Annotated in this window: 16 protein-coding genes; 9 read left to right on the top strand and 7 right to left on the bottom strand. The window is 63.6% G+C overall.

All coding sequences use genetic code 11. The features are described from left to right. Positions 1 to 25 precede the first annotated feature (25 nt). Positions 26 to 1,030 (top strand): NAD(P)H-dependent glycerol-3-phosphate dehydrogenase, encoded by a 1,005-nt coding sequence (locus H9X91_RS00205; protein ID WP_204801349.1) that lies wholly within the window; start codon positions 26 to 28, stop codon positions 1,028 to 1,030. 124 nt (positions 1,031 to 1,154) lie between these two features. Here H9X91_RS00205 and H9X91_RS00200 read toward each other — a convergent pair whose 3' ends face one another. Together H9X91_RS00200 and H9X91_RS00195 are read right to left on the bottom strand one after the other, a co-directional pair. After that, positions 1,155 to 1,361: a DUF6485 family protein gene (locus H9X91_RS00200; protein WP_204801347.1), complete on the bottom strand. Its 207-nt coding sequence runs from the start codon at positions 1,359 to 1,361 to the stop codon at positions 1,155 to 1,157. A 130-nt stretch (positions 1,362 to 1,491) separates the two neighbouring features. Beyond that, positions 1,492 to 2,049: a cyclase family protein gene (locus H9X91_RS00195; protein WP_204801345.1), complete on the bottom strand. Its 558-nt coding sequence runs from the start codon at positions 2,047 to 2,049 to the stop codon at positions 1,492 to 1,494. 190 nt (positions 2,050 to 2,239) lie between these two features. Between H9X91_RS00195 and trpS the strand changes: the two genes are divergently transcribed. The 4 genes from trpS to H9X91_RS00180 are packed head-to-tail and all read left to right on the top strand — an operon-like array spanning position 2,240 to position 6,337. Then, the gene (gene trpS, locus H9X91_RS00190; RefSeq protein ID WP_204801343.1) at positions 2,240 to 3,247 is read left to right on the top strand and encodes a tryptophan--tRNA ligase; all 1,008 of its coding nucleotides are present in this window, start codon (positions 2,240 to 2,242) and stop codon (positions 3,245 to 3,247) included. Between the two features lie 13 nt (positions 3,248 to 3,260). After that, a complete protein-coding gene (locus H9X91_RS14240) occupies positions 3,261 to 4,403 on the top strand; it encodes an MraY family glycosyltransferase (protein ID WP_204833181.1) in 1,143 nt (380 codons plus the stop codon). Next, entirely contained in the window at positions 4,404 to 5,552 is a 1,149-nt protein-coding gene (gene wecB, locus H9X91_RS14235) for a non-hydrolyzing UDP-N-acetylglucosamine 2-epimerase (RefSeq protein WP_243414365.1), read from the top strand. It begins immediately after the preceding gene. A gap of 35 nt (positions 5,553 to 5,587) precedes the next feature. Continuing rightward, a complete protein-coding gene (locus H9X91_RS00180; protein WP_204801341.1) occupies positions 5,588 to 6,337 on the top strand; it encodes a hypothetical protein in 750 nt (249 codons plus the stop codon). A 253-nt stretch (positions 6,338 to 6,590) separates the two neighbouring features. On the opposite strand, the gene H9X91_RS00175 is transcribed toward H9X91_RS00180, so the two are convergent. From H9X91_RS00175 to H9X91_RS00155, 5 genes are all read right to left on the bottom strand, one after another. Beyond that, positions 6,591 to 6,977: a hypothetical protein gene (locus H9X91_RS00175; protein WP_204801338.1), complete on the bottom strand. Its 387-nt coding sequence runs from the start codon at positions 6,975 to 6,977 to the stop codon at positions 6,591 to 6,593. A 3-nt stretch (positions 6,978 to 6,980) separates the two neighbouring features. Beyond that, positions 6,981 to 7,409 (bottom strand): hypothetical protein, encoded by a 429-nt coding sequence (locus tag H9X91_RS00170; RefSeq protein WP_204801336.1) that lies wholly within the window; start codon positions 7,407 to 7,409, stop codon positions 6,981 to 6,983. A gap of 28 nt (positions 7,410 to 7,437) precedes the next feature. Further along, a complete protein-coding gene (locus H9X91_RS00165) occupies positions 7,438 to 7,698 on the bottom strand; it encodes a hypothetical protein (protein ID WP_204801334.1) in 261 nt (86 codons plus the stop codon). Between the two features lie 99 nt (positions 7,699 to 7,797). Continuing rightward, the gene (gene nth, locus H9X91_RS00160) at positions 7,798 to 8,445 is read right to left on the bottom strand and encodes an endonuclease III (RefSeq protein ID WP_204801332.1); all 648 of its coding nucleotides are present in this window, start codon (positions 8,443 to 8,445) and stop codon (positions 7,798 to 7,800) included. Positions 8,446 to 8,518: 73 nt separating this feature from the next. Then, positions 8,519 to 9,112 (bottom strand): DUF6064 family protein, encoded by a 594-nt coding sequence (locus tag H9X91_RS00155; RefSeq protein WP_204801330.1) that lies wholly within the window; start codon positions 9,110 to 9,112, stop codon positions 8,519 to 8,521. 172 nt (positions 9,113 to 9,284) lie between these two features. On the opposite strand from H9X91_RS00155, the gene H9X91_RS00150 reads away from it, so the two are divergent. The 4 genes from H9X91_RS00150 (at position 9,285) to H9X91_RS00135 (ending at position 14,260) form a co-directional block, all read left to right on the top strand. Beyond that, positions 9,285 to 10,697 (top strand): sodium:solute symporter family protein, encoded by a 1,413-nt coding sequence (locus H9X91_RS00150; protein ID WP_204801328.1) that lies wholly within the window; start codon positions 9,285 to 9,287, stop codon positions 10,695 to 10,697. An 89-nt stretch (positions 10,698 to 10,786) separates the two neighbouring features. Next, positions 10,787 to 11,914, top strand: coding sequence for an aminopeptidase (locus tag H9X91_RS00145; protein ID WP_204801326.1), 1,128 nt, complete (start codon positions 10,787 to 10,789; stop codon positions 11,912 to 11,914). 11 nt (positions 11,915 to 11,925) lie between these two features. Further along, positions 11,926 to 13,182, top strand: a complete 1,257-nt coding sequence (pepT, locus tag H9X91_RS00140) for a peptidase T (protein WP_204801324.1) — start codon at positions 11,926 to 11,928, stop codon at positions 13,180 to 13,182. Between the two features lie 4 nt (positions 13,183 to 13,186). Further along, positions 13,187 to 14,260, top strand: coding sequence for a M24 family metallopeptidase (locus H9X91_RS00135; protein WP_204801322.1), 1,074 nt, complete (start codon positions 13,187 to 13,189; stop codon positions 14,258 to 14,260). The last annotated feature ends 119 nt before the right edge of the window (positions 14,261 to 14,379 follow it).

Here is a 14,379-nt window from a genome sequence, read left to right as displayed (position 1 = left end):
TATCTCCAAAAAGGGGGATTTCAAGATGAAAGCAGTTGTGTTGGGTTCCGGCGGCTGGGGCACGGCCCTCAGCCAGATCCTGTGTGACAACGGCCATGAGACGTACCTCTGGTCCCACAACCCCGCCAAGGCGGCGGAGATGGTCCGGACCCGGGAAAACCCGCTGCTGAAAGGGGTTTATCTGTCGGAGGCGCTCCGCATCACGGGAGATTTGGACTGCCTGAAGGGGGCGGATCTGGTTGTCAGCGCGCCACCCTCCTTTGCCGTCCGGGAGACGGCGAAAAAAATGGCCCCCTATCTCACGGAGAAGAGCGTGGTGGTGTCCGTCTCCAAGGGCATCGAGCGGGACACCAACCTGCGCCTCAGCCAGGTGATCGGGGAGGAGACCGGGAACCTCTGCCCCGTGGTGGCGCTCTCCGGCCCCTCCCATGCGGAGGAGGTGGGCATCCGCATGCCCACCGGCTGCGTGGCGGCCTGCCGGGACGCAGATGCTGCCCGCTTTGCCCAGGATGCCTTTATGAACGACTATTTCCGGGTCTACACCAGCGGAGACATCGTGGGCGTGGAGCTGGCCGGCGCGCTGAAGAACGTCATCGCCCTCAGCTGCGGCGTGTGCGACGGACTGGGCTATCAGGACAACACCAAGGCTTTGCTGATGACCCGGGCCATGGCGGAGATCACCCGCCTGGGAGAGAAGCTGGGCGGTTCCCGGCAGACCTTCGGGGGCCTGGCCGGCATGGGAGACCTGATCGTCACCTGCACCTCCATGCACTCCCGGAACCGCCGGGCGGGCATCCTGATCGGCCAGGGAAAAACGCCCCAGGAAGCCATGAAAGAGGTGGGCGCCGTGGTGGAGGGCTACTTCGCCGCCCTGAGCATCCATCAGCTGAGCCAGCGGGCAGGCGTGGAGATGCCCATCAGCCGCTGCGCCTATGAGGTCCTCTATGAGGGCAAGCAGGTGAAGAACGTGGTGACAGAGCTGATGACCCGGGCCAAAAAGGACGAGCTGCTGGAGACTGTACGGCCGTGAGAACGGCCTGCCCCCTGAATGGCTCTGCGGGGAGATAAAAGATAAGAGATAAAAGATCCGGACAAAACGATCTTTTATCTCTTATCTTTTCGTTTTTATCTGTCTGTGGACGTTTCAGAGGCAGCTATGTCTGTTCCAGCACCCGGCGGGCGAAGGCCGCTAGGGTGCAGTCCTCCACGGTCTCTCCGGGCCAGATCACCAGGTTGAAGAAGCAGCTGGGGATCTCGCCCTTCCGCAGCTCCTTCTGGATGCACAGATCGCACCCCTGGTCGTGGTTGGCCGGATGGCAGCGGCAGGCGGTGTTTTGGCAGGTGCAGAAGGGGGATGTCATGGCGGACAGCTCCTTTTGGGATCGTGTGTAGGGGCCGGCCTGTGTGCCGGCCCGCTTTTCGATGGCGGAAAGGTCCCTTCCAACGCCGTAGGGGCGGCAATCTGCCGCCCGGGGGAAATGCGCCTGGAAGTCAGACCTCCGCCACCACACGGCAGGGAAGGCCCGACATCTCCGCGTAGTTCATGGGGTAGGTGTGGGCAGTGAAGCGCCCGCCGGCGTTCAACACCGCCTTGAGATTGTACAGGTTCTCCACAACGAACACCCCGTGGTCGGCGCAGAACTGGTCCTTGGGCGTGTGCTCCCTGCCCCGCCGGACCCCGGCGAAGTCCAGACCGATGATGGAGACGCCCTTTGCCACCAAGGCGTCGATCAGGGTATCCGACAGCTGGGGGTGGTCGTGGAAGTATTCCCGGGTGCCGTAGCCGGGTTCCTCCGCGAAGCCGGAGTAAAAAGCCACGAACATCCCCGGCTCCACCCGGTCCAGCTCCAGGTCCGGACAGTCGATGTCCCGGTCCGTCACGCTGCTGACATCGAAAGCCACGCCGGGCCGTTCGGTGTACTCCAAGGGAAATTCCTTGTCCATCACATCGAAATGGGTGCCTAGGTGGCCAACCAGCACCTTCTGCTCGTGGCCCTGTGCATCCGAGGCCATTTTGGGTGTGATCTTCAGCGTGATGTCGATTTTCATAACAGCTTCCTCCCAAAACGCGCCCAGCGCGATTTTTAGATGGCTCCATCCTATCACATCTGCCCCGGGAAGACAAGGCCCTGGCGGAAACAGAGATTGCACTTTTTGCCGGAGCGTGGTACAATAATCTCCGTATATTGCCACGGCGGGGGAAGCGTCCCGGCCGTGTGAGATCCTGAGGTGTAAAGATATGGAAAACGAAGTACAGAAAAAGAGGATTTTGAGCGGCATCCAGCCCTCCGGCGACCTGACCCTGGGCTCCTATCTGGGGGCCATCAAGAACTGGGCGGCCCTGGCGGATGAGTACGACTGCTACTATATGCTGGCGGACATGCACACCATCACGGTGCGGCAGGTGCCCGCCGAGCTGCGGCGGCACACCCTGACCCAGGTGGCGGCCTACATCGCCAGCGGCTTGGACCCGGAGAAGAACGTGCTCTTCGTCCAGTCCCACGTGCCCGCCCACGCCCAGCTGGGGTGGGTGCTGGACTGCTACACCATGTTCGGCGAGCTCAGCCGCATGACCCAGTTCAAGGACAAGTCCGCCAAGAACGCGGACAACATCAACGCGGGCCTTTTCACCTACCCGGCTCTGATGGCGGCGGACATCCTGCTGTACCAGGCGGATCTGGTGCCGGTGGGCGGCGACCAGAAGCAGCACGTGGAGATCTGCCGGGACATCGCCACCCGGTTCAACGGCATCTACGGCGACGTGTTCAAGCTGCCGGAGCCCTACATTCCTCAGGTGGGCGCCCGGGTCATGAGCCTCACCAGCCCGGAGAAGAAGATGAGCAAGTCCGACAAGGACCCCAACGGCTGCGTCTACATGCTGGAAAAGCCCGAGGACATCATGCGCAAGTTCAAGAAGGCCGTGACGGACTCCGAGGCCTGCGTCCGCTTCGACCCGGCCAATAAGCCCGGCGTGTCCAACCTGATGCAGATCTACGCCGTGGCCACCGGCAAGAGCTTTGAGACCATCGAACAGGAGTTCGCCGGCCGCGGGTACGGCGACTTCAAGCAGGCGGTGGGCGAGGCTGTGGTGGAGCTGCTGCGCCCCATCCGGGAGGAGACGGAGCGCCTGCTGGCGGACAAGACCTATCTGGAGAGCGTCTACCGCGCCGGCGCGGAGAAGGCGGCCTATGTGGCGAACCGGACCCTGAACAAAGTCTACAAGAAAGTGGGCTTCCTGCCCCGGTGATGGAGGAGACATCATGCTGATCGAAAACCGGCTGATCGCCTACACGCTGCTGGCACTGCTGGTGGCGCTGATCGTCAGCTTCCTGACAACGCCCATCGTCAAGACCTTTGCCTACAAGGTGGGGGCCATCGACGTGCCCAAGGACGCCCGTCGGATGCACAAGGTGCCGATCCCCCGGCTGGGAGGCCTGGCCATCTTCATTGGATTTATGGTCAGCATCCTGCTGTTCGTGGAGATCACGGCGGAGATGCGCAGCATCCTGCTGGGAGCGGTCATCATCGTTGTGCTGGGTGTGGTGGATGACATCATGGCCCTGCCCGCTCTGCTGAAATTCGTGGTGCAGATCGTGGCGGCCCTGATCCCGGCCCTGAACGGGGTGACGATCCAGGCGTTCTCTAATCCCAATATCTTTTCCGACAACGCCTACTGGGTGCTGGGGAATCTCTCCATCCCCCTGACGGTGCTGTGGATCGTTGCCATCACCAACTCTGTGAACCTGATCGACGGCCTGGACGGCCTGGCCAACGGCGTCTCTGCCATCTCCGCCACCACCGTGCTGGTGATCGCCCTCATCGGGGGCCAGTTCCAGGTGGCGGTGGTGATGGCTGCCCTGGTGGGAGCCTGTGTGGGCTTCATGCCCTACAACATGAACCCCGCCAAGATGTTCATGGGGGACACCGGCGCCACCTTTTTGGGCTATATTCTGGCAACCATGTCCATCGAGGGGCTGTTCAAGTTCTATGCCATCATCTCCTTTGCGGTGCCCTTCCTGATTTTGGGACTGCCCATCTTTGACACAGCCTTTGCCTTCATCCGCCGCATCGCCCACGGACAGAGCCCCATGCATGCCGACCGGAGCCACATCCACCACCGGCTCATCGACATGGGCCTGAACCAGAAGCAGGCGGTGGCCACGCTGTACGTGATCTCCGCCATCCTGGGCCTCTCCGCTGTGGTGCTGACCACCAGCGGCGAGGGCCGGGCCATGCTGCTGTTTTTGGTGCTGTGCATCGTGGCGGTGGTGGCTGCCCGGGTGGTGTTCCCCAAGGAGGTCAAGGAGGAGCTCCACGAGGAGCTGGAAGAGCTGAAGGAGCACGGCCACCATGCAGAGCATGGGGACAAGACCCCGGAGGACGGCGGAAAGGCGGAGAAATAAATGAAAAAGATTCGGATCATGAGCGTCTTCGGCACCCGGCCGGAGGCCATCAAGATGTGCCCCCTGGTCCAGGAGCTGGGCCGCCGCGAGGGGATCGAGAGCCTCTGCTGCGTCACCGCCCAGCACCGGCAGATGCTGGACAGCGTGCTGGAGGTCTTTCATGTGAAGCCGGACTGGGATCTGGACATCATGACCCCCCGGCAGACGCTGTCCACCATCACCAGCAAGTGCCTCACCGGCATGGATGCGGCCATCGACGCCCTGGAGCCGGATATGATCCTGGTCCACGGGGACACGTCCACCACCTTTGCCGGGGCCCTGTCCGCCTTTTACCACCAGGTGCCGGTAGGGCATGTGGAGGCTGGCCTGAGAACGTATGACAAGTATTCTCCCTTTCCAGAGGAGATGAACCGCAAGCTGGTGTCCGCCATCGCGGACCTGTATTTCTGCCCCACCGCCAACAACCGGGCCAATCTGGAGCGGGAGGGCATCACCGAGGGGCTGTTCGTCACCGGCAACACCGTCATCGATGCCCTGAAGACAACCGTCCGGGAGGACTACCGCTTTTCCACCGACGAACTGAACCACCTGCCCTATGGGGAGAAGAAGATCGTCCTGGTCACCTGCCACCGGCGGGAGAACTACGGCGAGCCCATGCGCAGCATCATGCTGGCCCTGCGGCAGATCGCCGAGGAGAACCGGGACGTGGAGCTGGTGTATCCGGTGCATCTGAGCCCGGTGGTGCGGGAGGCGGTGGACACCTACCTCCGGGGCGCCCCCCGGGTCCATCTCATCGATCCCCTGCCGGCGGACGAGATGCACAACCTCATGGCCCGGTCCTATCTGGTGCTGACAGACTCCGGCGGTCTTCAGGAGGAGGCCCCCGCCCTGGGCAAGCCGGTGCTGGTGATGCGCCGGGAGACGGAGCGGCCGGAGGCGGTGGCCGCCGGCACTGTGAAGCTCTGCGGCGTGGTGCAGGATGACATCGTCACCATGGCGGAACGGCTGATCCGGGACAAGAGCGCCTATGACGCCATGGCCCACGCCGTGAACCCCTACGGCGACGGACAGGCCTGCCGCCGCATTGCTGACGCCATCGAGTGGAAGTTCGGCCTGCGGCCGGAGCGGCCGGTGGAATTCGGCACCTGACCCTGCGGCGTTTCCGGGGGAGAAAGGAGGGCGGCATGGAAAAACGGAAGATGAACCGGGTGGCCATCGGCTTTATCATTCTGGTAGTGATGGTCCTGGTCCTGATGTTCAGCAACAGCCTGCGCCGCTCCTCCCGCATCACCCTGCCGGCGGAGAACAGCACGTCCGGACAGACTGATCCGGATGCCTCTGCGGGAGAGGATGCCCTGACGGTGATCGCCGTGACGCCGGAGACGGTGCAGACCGCCATCGCCACCCTGTCCCGGCCGGAGCAGTACAGCCGGGCCATCCGGGTGGAGCAGGTGTGGAGCGGCGGCAGCGGCTCCTTTGAGACCACGGTGACGGTCAGCGGACGCTGGACCCGGACGGACCGGACCCTGTCGGACGGTCAGGTCCGCCACACCATCACGGACGGGGAGACCACCTATATCTGGTACAACAGCGAGAGCACGGTCTACAGCGGCCCGGCGGGGGAGATCTCCCCAGATGACGAGCAGGCCATCCCCACCTACGAGACAATTCTGGAGCTGCCGGTGGAGGACATCGCCGCCGCGGACTACCGCAGCGTCTCCGATGTGAACTGCATCTATGTGGAGACGGTGGAGGACCCCGACGGCTACACCCAGCGGTACTGGGTCGGCGTGGAGACGGGCCTCCTGGTGGCCTCGGAGCGGCTGCTGGAGGGGGAGACCATCTACCGCATGGCCTCCCTGACCGTGGATCTGAGCGTCCCCTCGGCAGACCGGTTCATCCTGCCGGACGGCACGGTGCTGCTGGACACCTGAATAAGGATACGGAAACGGCCCCGGCGGAGATCCCGCCGGGGCTGCAGACTGTCGATAAACCCGGAAATTCTGGGAGACGGGAAGGAAGATAGCTACGAAAGAAACCCAGGAAGGGTGTCTTTCGTTTCCATTCAACCGATTTCCAGAACTTTTCAAAGTTCTGGAAATCGCAAGCAGCCGCAGCTTGTCGAAAAGACTTTTTCGACAAGCTGCGGCCCCGGCGGAGGTCCCGCCGGGGCCGTTTTGGCAGATGTCATAAGATCAGCAGCAGTCCCAGGGCCGCCAGCAGCTCGTCGTCCGCACCCTCCCGAAAGAGGAAGAAGAGAATGGCCAGAAGCAGCAGATCCCCGGTGTCCACGCTGTTCAGGCGGAACTGGTCCAGCAGATGCCGGAGCAGGCCGGTGAGGCTGTCCTGCCCCTCTCCGCCGGAGGGAGGGGGATCTCGCCCGGGCGGCGGAGCGTCCTGGCGTGGCGGCGGGGGAGGGCGGTCCTCCCGGTGGGGAGGCGCCTGTCCGCTGCTGCCGGCACTTCCAGACCCTGAATGACCGGGCGGGGGAGACGTCCCCTGGGACTGCCGGGGGTCTTCCTCCGGGATGCGGGTATAGGTGCCCTGATCGTTTCGGATGTAGCGGTTGTACATGGCTCATCCCTCCCGTCCGGTCAGAAATTTCCGGCCCAGGTGGAACAGCCGGGCCAGCTGCAGCGCCCGCTCCACCTTTTCCTGCCGCTCCGGCTTGAGATAGGGCCGCAGGGCGTACAGCAGCTGCCGGGCGTTGGAGTCCTGCTGCCCGCCCAGCTCCCGGAGCAGGGGCAGAAAGCGCAGCAGCAGCTGGGGGTCCAGTCCGCCGGCCAGGGCGGAGAGCGGATCGCCGCCGGATGCCGGCGGCGCCTGGAAGGCCTGCTGGCCCTGTCCTGCGGCAAAGCTCCCGGCCTGGGGCGGGGGAGGGGGCGGCCCGCCGGCGGACCCGCCGCCCTCCGTGCTGCCGGAGAGGGACTGGGCCAGCTGCATGATCTGGGCCATGGCGTCCGGGTTGGAGAGGATGCTGTTCAGTTTGTCGTCGAATTCCGCCATCGCGCCCGCCCCCTTTCCGGTCTCCTGCTTACCGGCCGTTCATGGCCTTGCTGATGCGGTCGACCAATGCCGCGCCGTCCGGGCTCTGCATCAGCTGATTCACCATACGGACCATCTCCGCCGGGTTGCCCTTGGCGGCGGACTGGGCCGCCCGCTGAAGGGACGCCCCCTGGTCGCCGCCGGAGAGCATCCGCAGCAGGTCCTGCCCGTCCCGGGACTGCATCAGTGCCTGCAGCATGGCGGGATTGCTTTTCAGCTGCTGGATCATACGGGCCGTCTGTTCGTCCATAGTGCCTCCTTGTGCCGTCTGTTGGATGGTTCTCGTCTCAGTATATGAGCGCGGACGCAAAAAAGTGCCTGCGCAGAGCGCAGGCACCAGCGGAGGTCTTTATTTCTTTTTGGCGGCGGCCTTGGCGGTGCCGCAGTCCTTTGCCAGGGGACAGCCGTCGCACTTGGGAGAGTGGGCGGTGCAGGTGTCCCGGCCGAAGAGCACCATCCGGTGGCAGAAGTTGTTGGACTCCTTGGGCGGGATGCGCTCTCGCAGCTGCCGCTCCACCTGGAGGGGGTCCTTGGACCCGTCGGTGATGCCCAGCCGCCCGGTGATGCGGATGCAGTGGGTGTCACAGACGTAGGCGGGCTGGCCGAACACGTCCCCCAGGATCAGGTTCGCCGTCTTGCGGCCCACGCCGGGCAGGCCCGTCAGCTCCTCCATGGTGCCGGGGACCTTGCCGCCGTACTCGTTCACCAGCTTCTGGGCGCAGGCCACGATGTCCCGGGCCTTGCCGTTGTAGAAGCCGCAGGAGTGGATGTACGCGCCCACCTCTTTCGGATCCGCCTCCGCGAAGCTCTCCAGAGTGGGGAAGCGGGCGTACAGCGCCGGCGTCACCTTGTTGACCCGCTCGTCGGTGCACTGGGCGGAGAGCCGTACCGCGAACAGCAGCTCATAGTCCTTTTCATACTGCAAGGAGCACAGCCCGTCCGGGTAGATGCCCTTCAGCGTCTCGATGATGCGGTTCACTGCGGCTTTGGATATCATGTCATTCACCTCAGACGACAGAATACCACAATCCCCGGCAAAAAGCCAGAAAAAATTCGGTTTCCGCCGGGCGTCAGCTTCTCCGGCGCTCCAGCAGCAGCTGCCGCGCGCCGTACAGACCGCAGAGCAGGAGGATGAGGTCCTCATAGACATGGAACAGCAGGGACTTGATCCCCGTCAGCCCCCAGAGGGTCAGCAGTGCCAGCAGCAGTCTGTTTTTCCGGGTATATCCGCTGTAGACGACGATCCCGAAGCTGACCACAGGACAGGGCATGATGGATGTCACCATCTGCGGAAAGGCATTTCCGGCCAGAAGGGAGCAGAGCGGATAGGACAGACACAGGATCAGCAGCACAGTCCGGGGCAGGTCCGGGCGCGCCAGCTCGTCGCTCCGGCAGTGCCGGCACTCATACAGGAACAGGAGCCCGCAGGCCAGAAAAAGGGGGAGAGCGAAGAACAGCTGGATGGGAGCCCTTCCGTACCGGGCAAAAAAGACGGCGGCGAGGAACAGGTGGACGACGCCCAGGGCACACTTGGCCGCCCAGCGGACTTTTCCGGCGTAGGAGAGTGCCGTCATCCCCAGCAGAAAGGTCAGCAGAACGGCCTGCACCGCCGCAGTCTGCCGGTTATAGGCACTGATAGCTTCCCAGAACACCTGCACGTCCATCCCGCCGCCTCCTCAGCCTGATGTGTTCAGGCACAGTATACCATGCGGCGGCGGGACACGCAATCGGGGCTGCGGCGGCGGACGAGGCTTTTCGAGATACAGCTTGACATTGTTTCGCGGAAAGAGTAATATTTCTATATTATTCCCTGTGTGAAAAGGAGAAGGAGAAGATATGGCATATATCGTAGCGATCGGCGCCTATCTGGTGCTGCTCATGATCTTCGGGCTGATTGTGGCCCATAAGAAGGTCAAGACCTCTGATGATATGGTGACCGGCGGACACCGGATCCCCTTCATCGTTCTGGTGGGCACGCTGCTGGCCACCTGGTGCGGCGGCGGCGGCATCACCGGCTCCGCCAGCGTGGTGTACACCGGCGGCCCCTGGGTGGGCCTCATCACCTTCGCGGCGCCCCCCATCGGCATCATCCTGCTGTACTTCATCGCCGGAAAGGTCCGCAAGTCCAATAAGGTCACAGTGCCGGAGATCATGGAGGCCCGCTACGGCAAGGCCGCCAGCATCATCTCCGCCCTGTGCGTCATGCTGGCCTACGTGGGCGTGCTGGCCACCCAGCTGAAGGCAGCGGCGGACATCATCGTGCTGCTGTGCTCTTCCAGCGGTGTGGAGATCTCCCACGGCGTGGCGCTGGCCATCTGCACCATCATCATCGCCGTGATCACCGTGGGCGGCGGCCTGGTGTCCGTGGCCTACTCCGACGCTGTCAGCGCCCTGCTGATGGTGGGCGGCTTCTTTGCCGCCATCCCCATCCTGATGGCGGCAGCCTCCGCCCAGGGCGCTACCCTGCCTCCGGAGAAGATGACCATTACCGGCGGCATGTCCGGCTGGGAGCTGCTGGGCTACTTCCTGCCCTCTCTGGCGCTGATGCTGGGTGACCAGAACATGCTGCAGCGGTTCGCCTCCGCCAAGAACAGCGACGAGGCCAAGAAGTCCAACATCGGCATGTTCATCGGTGAGATCCTGGTCATCATCAGCATCGTGCTGATCGTCACCCAGGCGGCCAAGCTGTATCCCACGCTGGAGACGCCCTCCAACGTCATCTTCCAGGTGGCTGTGGATTATCTGCCCCTGGTATTCGGCGCGCTGGTGATGTGCGCCTGCATGGCCTTCATCGTCACCACGGCGGACAGCTATCTGCTCTCCTCCGCCACCAACCTGACCAACGACGTCTATCAGCGGTACATCAACACCAAGGCCACCGACAAGCAGAAGATGCTGGTCCTGCGGGCTACCATCGTGGTGTTCAGCTTCATCGCCGTGGCGCTGACCCTGTACTTCCCCACGGTGCTGTCCCTGCAGATGACGGCCTATACCATGTACGGCGCCGCCATCACCCCGGCCATCCTGTTCGCCCTCTTCTCCAAGAAGGTGACCCCCGCCGGCGGCATGGCCGGCATCCTGGTGGGCGGCCTGGCCACCATCATCTGGACCCTGATGGGCACGCCCTACGGCATCCAGTGCGCCATCGTGGCGGTGCCCGCCTCGGTCATCGCCATCCTGGTGGTCAGCGCTGTGACCCGGTGCAACGATCCCAAGCGGTCCCTGGAGGCCCTGTACCAGGACAACTGATCCCACGCGGGGCGGAAGACGATCTTCTGCCCCGCTTTTTCTTATGTGCGGACATCCGCAACGACTGAAAGGAAAGTGAGGAACACACCATGGAAGATCCCCGTATTCGAAAATTCGCCCAGTTCCTGATCCGCAGCGCCGTGGGCCTGGAGAAGGGCGAGAAGATCCTGATCGAGCTCCACGGCAGCGAGACGGGCCTGATGAAGGCCCTGGTGCAGGAGGCCTACGCCGTGGGCGGCAAGCCCTTTGTCCACATCTTTGACTACGCCGTGGAGGGCGCCCTGGTCCAGGGCGCCGACGCGGAGCACATGGAGGAGATCGCCTCCTATGAGCTTGCCAGGATGCGGGACATGGACGCCTACATCGACATCCGGGCCACCACCAACATCAGCATGTGGCACAACGTCTCCGACGAGGCCCAGAAGCGCTACCGCCAGTACTACTGGGGCCCCATCCATCTGGCGGAGCGGTGCAACCACACCAAGTGGTCCGTGCTCCGGTACCCCAACGACGCCATGGCCCAGCTGGCCGGCGTCTCCACGGAGGAGTATGAGGACTTCTACTTCCGGGCCTGCCTGGTGGACTACGACAAGATGGGCCGGGCCATGCAGCCCCTCCAGGACCTGATGGCCAGGACCGACAAGGTCCGCATCGTCGCGCCCGGCACGGACATCACCTTCTCCATCAAGGGCATCCCCAGCTTCGGCATGCACGGCAACCGGAACATCCCCGACGGCGAGATCTATACCTCCCCGGTGAAGGACTCCGTCAACGGCCACATCACCTACAACGTGCCGTCCCCCTATGACGGCTTTTTGTTCCGGGACGTGTACCTGGAGTTCCGGGACGGCAAGATCGTCAAGGCCACCAGCAACAACACGGACTATATGAACGAGATCCTGGACATCGACGAGGGCGCCCGGTACATCGGCGAGTTCGCCTTCGGTGTGAACCCGGAGATCAACCACCCCATCGGGGACATCCTGTTCGACGAGAAGATCGCCGGCAGCTTCCACCTAACCCCCGGCAACAGCTACGACAACGCCTCCAACGGCAACCACTCCGCCGTCCACTGGGACCTGATCCAGATCCAGACGCCGGAGTACGGCGGGGGCGAGATCTGGTTCGACGACGTGCTCATCCGCAAGGACGGCCTCTTCGTGCTGGACGAATTGAAATGCCTGAATCCGGAGAATCTGCTCTCCAGTGAAGAATAAGGAGGAACCACATGGATACCGTTGTTGACCGTCTCATCCGCTACGCCAAGGTATACAGCGAAAGCGACTACCACGCCGGCCGCACCGTCACCCCCAGCACGGACCGCCAGTTCGACATGGCCAGGCTGCTGGTGGAGGAGCTCCGGGGCCTGGGCATCGAAAACGCCCGGTACGACGACAAGTGCTACGTCTACGCCACCCTGCCCGCCACGCCGGGGTGCGAGCATCTGCCCGCCATCGGCCTCATCGCCCACATGGACACCACACCGGACATGACCGGCAAGGACGTGAAGCCCCAGATCATCCACTACACCGGCGGGGACGTGGTGCTGAACCGGGAGCAGAACATCGTCATGGAGGCCGCCCAGTTCCCGGAGCTGCAGAAATTCGTGGGCCAGGATCTGGTCTGCACCGACGGCACTACCCTGCTGGGGGCGGACGACAAGGCGGGCATCGCCATCATCCTCCAGGCGGTGGAGGAGCTGCTGGCGGAGAAGGCTCCCCACGGCAGGATCTGCCTGGGCTTCACCCCGGACGAGGAGATCGGCATGGGCGCCAGCTTCTTCGACGTGGCCGGCTTCGGCGCGGACTTTGCCTACACCCTGGACGGCGGCGACATCACCGACTATGAGTACGAGACCTTCAACGCCGCCAAGACCGTGGTGACCATCAACGGCTTCAGCATCCACCCGGGCACTTCCAAGGACAAGATGCGCAACGCCCTGCTGATCGCCATGGAGTACAACGCCCTGCTGCCGGCGCTGGAGACCCCCGCCCACACGGAGGGGTACGAGGGCTTCTTCCACCTGCAGGAGATGCACGGCAAGGCGGAGCGGGCCACCCTGGAGTATATCGTCCGGGACCACGACATGAAGCGGTTCCAGGAGCGCAAGGCCATGATGGACAAGGCCGCGGAGCAGATCGACCGCCGTTGGGGCGGCGGCACCGCCGTGGTGGACACCCAGGACCAGTACTACAACATGTACGAGGTGCTGAAGGACCACATGGAGATCATCGAGCTGGCGGAGGCCGCCATGAAGGCCGCCGGCGTCGAGCACCCCACCCACTCTCCCATCCGGGGCGGCACCGACGGCAGCATGCTGACCTATAAGGGCCTGCTGTGCCCCAACCTGCCCAGCGCGGGCCATAACGCCCACGGACGGTATGAGTACGCGCCGGTGGAATCCCTGAAGACCGGTGTCAAGACCGTGAAAGCACTGGTCTCCCCGGAGCTGGTGGGGACCATCATCAAAAAGAAAGAGGGCTGAGATCATGTACGAGGAACGGATCAAGAGAGTACTGGCTGCCATGGAGCAGATGGGCCTGGAGCAGATTCTGGTGTCCGACCCGGACAGCATCTGGTATCTGACGGGCTACGACGTGTTCCCCTTTGAGCGGCTCTACGCCCTCTATCTGCGGAAGGACGGACAGCACAAGCTGTTTCTCAACAAGCTCTTCCCGGTGCCGGAGGCACCCTGGGAGCAGGTGTGGTTCTCCGACACAGACGACTATCTTACTATCCTGGCCCAGGCTGTGGACGGGGAAAAGGACATGGGCGTGGACAAGGACTGGCCCGCCCGGTTCCTGCTGCCCCTGATGGCCCACAACCCCAGCTGCCGGTACGTCCTGGCCTCCGACTGCGTGGACGACGCCCGGGCCTGCAAGGACGCGGTGGAGCGGGATCTGATGCGGGAGGCCTCCCGGATCAACGACGTGGTGATGGAGCGGGCCGCCGCCTACATGAAAGAGGGCATGACCGAGCGGGAGGTGGCCGACTACATCGTCGGCCAGTACGCCGCCGAGGGCTGCGACTCCACATCCTTCCTGCCCATCGTCTCCTACGGCGCCCACGCCGCGGACCCCCACCACGAGGCGGACCAGACCCGTCTGCAGGCCGGGGACTGCATCGTCATTGACATGGGCTGCCGGAAGAGCCGGTACTGCTCCGACATGACCCGGACCTTCTTCTGCAAGACGGCGGACCCCAAGTACGCCGCCATCCACGACCTGGTGCGGGAGGCCAACGAGAAGGCGGAGTCCCTGATCCGCCCCGGCGTGGCCCTGAAGGACCTGGACAAGGCCGCCCGGGACCACATCGCCGCCGCCGGCTACGGGGAGTTCTTCACCCATCGGCTGGGCCACTTCATCGGCCAGACGGACCACGAGAAGGGGGACGTCAGCGCCACCACGCCCCTGGTGGCCAAGCCCGGCATGATCTTCTCCATCGAGCCCGGCGTGTATCTGCCCGGCGAGTTCGGCGTCCGGGTGGAGGACCTGGTGCTGGTGACGGAGACCGGCTGCGAGATCCTCAACCACGTAGACAAGCACTGGAAAACGGTGGGCTGACCGAAACAGAGCCGGGAAGACAGCTGTCTTCCCGGCTTTTCAGCGTTTTCCGGGTGGAAATTTCCGGCGGGCTATGGTATAATAAAAATTCCGAATTTGAAACCCGACAGGGAAGGGGG

The sequence above is a fragment of the Oscillibacter valericigenes genome (assembly GCF_016902445.1).
GTDB lineage: Bacteria > Bacillota > Clostridia > Oscillospirales > Oscillospiraceae > Oscillibacter > Oscillibacter avistercoris.
The sequence above is the reverse complement of the archived record's forward strand: the minus strand, read 5'-3'. Positions and strand labels throughout refer to the sequence as shown.

What these genes read in the sequence shown, in the direction of transcription:
- H9X91_RS00195 (WP_204801345.1), bottom strand. Translation starts at nt 2,049, where the DNA reads ATGAAAATCGACATCACGCTGAAGATCACACCCAAAATGGCCTCGGAT.
- wecB (WP_243414365.1), top strand. Translation starts at nt 4,404, where the DNA reads ATGAAAAAGATTCGGATCATGAGCGTCTTCGGCACCCGGCCGGAGGCC.
- H9X91_RS00180 (WP_204801341.1), top strand. Translation starts at nt 5,588, where the DNA reads ATGGAAAAACGGAAGATGAACCGGGTGGCCATCGGCTTTATCATTCTG.
- H9X91_RS00150 (WP_204801328.1), top strand. Translation starts at nt 9,285, where the DNA reads ATGGCATATATCGTAGCGATCGGCGCCTATCTGGTGCTGCTCATGATC.
- nth (WP_204801332.1), bottom strand. Translation starts at nt 8,445, where the DNA reads ATGATATCCAAAGCCGCAGTGAACCGCATCATCGAGACGCTGAAGGGC.
- H9X91_RS00200 (WP_204801347.1), bottom strand. Translation starts at nt 1,361, where the DNA reads ATGACATCCCCCTTCTGCACCTGCCAAAACACCGCCTGCCGCTGCCAT.
- H9X91_RS00170 (WP_204801336.1), bottom strand. Translation starts at nt 7,409, where the DNA reads ATGGCGGAATTCGACGACAAACTGAACAGCATCCTCTCCAACCCGGAC.
- H9X91_RS00175 (WP_204801338.1), bottom strand. Translation starts at nt 6,977, where the DNA reads ATGTACAACCGCTACATCCGAAACGATCAGGGCACCTATACCCGCATC.
- H9X91_RS00165 (WP_204801334.1), bottom strand. Translation starts at nt 7,698, where the DNA reads ATGGACGAACAGACGGCCCGTATGATCCAGCAGCTGAAAAGCAATCCC.
- trpS (WP_204801343.1), top strand. Translation starts at nt 2,240, where the DNA reads ATGGAAAACGAAGTACAGAAAAAGAGGATTTTGAGCGGCATCCAGCCC.
- H9X91_RS00145 (WP_204801326.1), top strand. Translation starts at nt 10,787, where the DNA reads ATGGAAGATCCCCGTATTCGAAAATTCGCCCAGTTCCTGATCCGCAGC.
- pepT (WP_204801324.1), top strand. Translation starts at nt 11,926, where the DNA reads ATGGATACCGTTGTTGACCGTCTCATCCGCTACGCCAAGGTATACAGC.
- H9X91_RS14240 (WP_204833181.1), top strand. Translation starts at nt 3,261, where the DNA reads ATGCTGATCGAAAACCGGCTGATCGCCTACACGCTGCTGGCACTGCTG.
- H9X91_RS00205 (WP_204801349.1), top strand. Translation starts at nt 26, where the DNA reads ATGAAAGCAGTTGTGTTGGGTTCCGGCGGCTGGGGCACGGCCCTCAGC.
- H9X91_RS00135 (WP_204801322.1), top strand. Translation starts at nt 13,187, where the DNA reads ATGTACGAGGAACGGATCAAGAGAGTACTGGCTGCCATGGAGCAGATG.
- H9X91_RS00155 (WP_204801330.1), bottom strand. Translation starts at nt 9,112, where the DNA reads ATGGACGTGCAGGTGTTCTGGGAAGCTATCAGTGCCTATAACCGGCAG.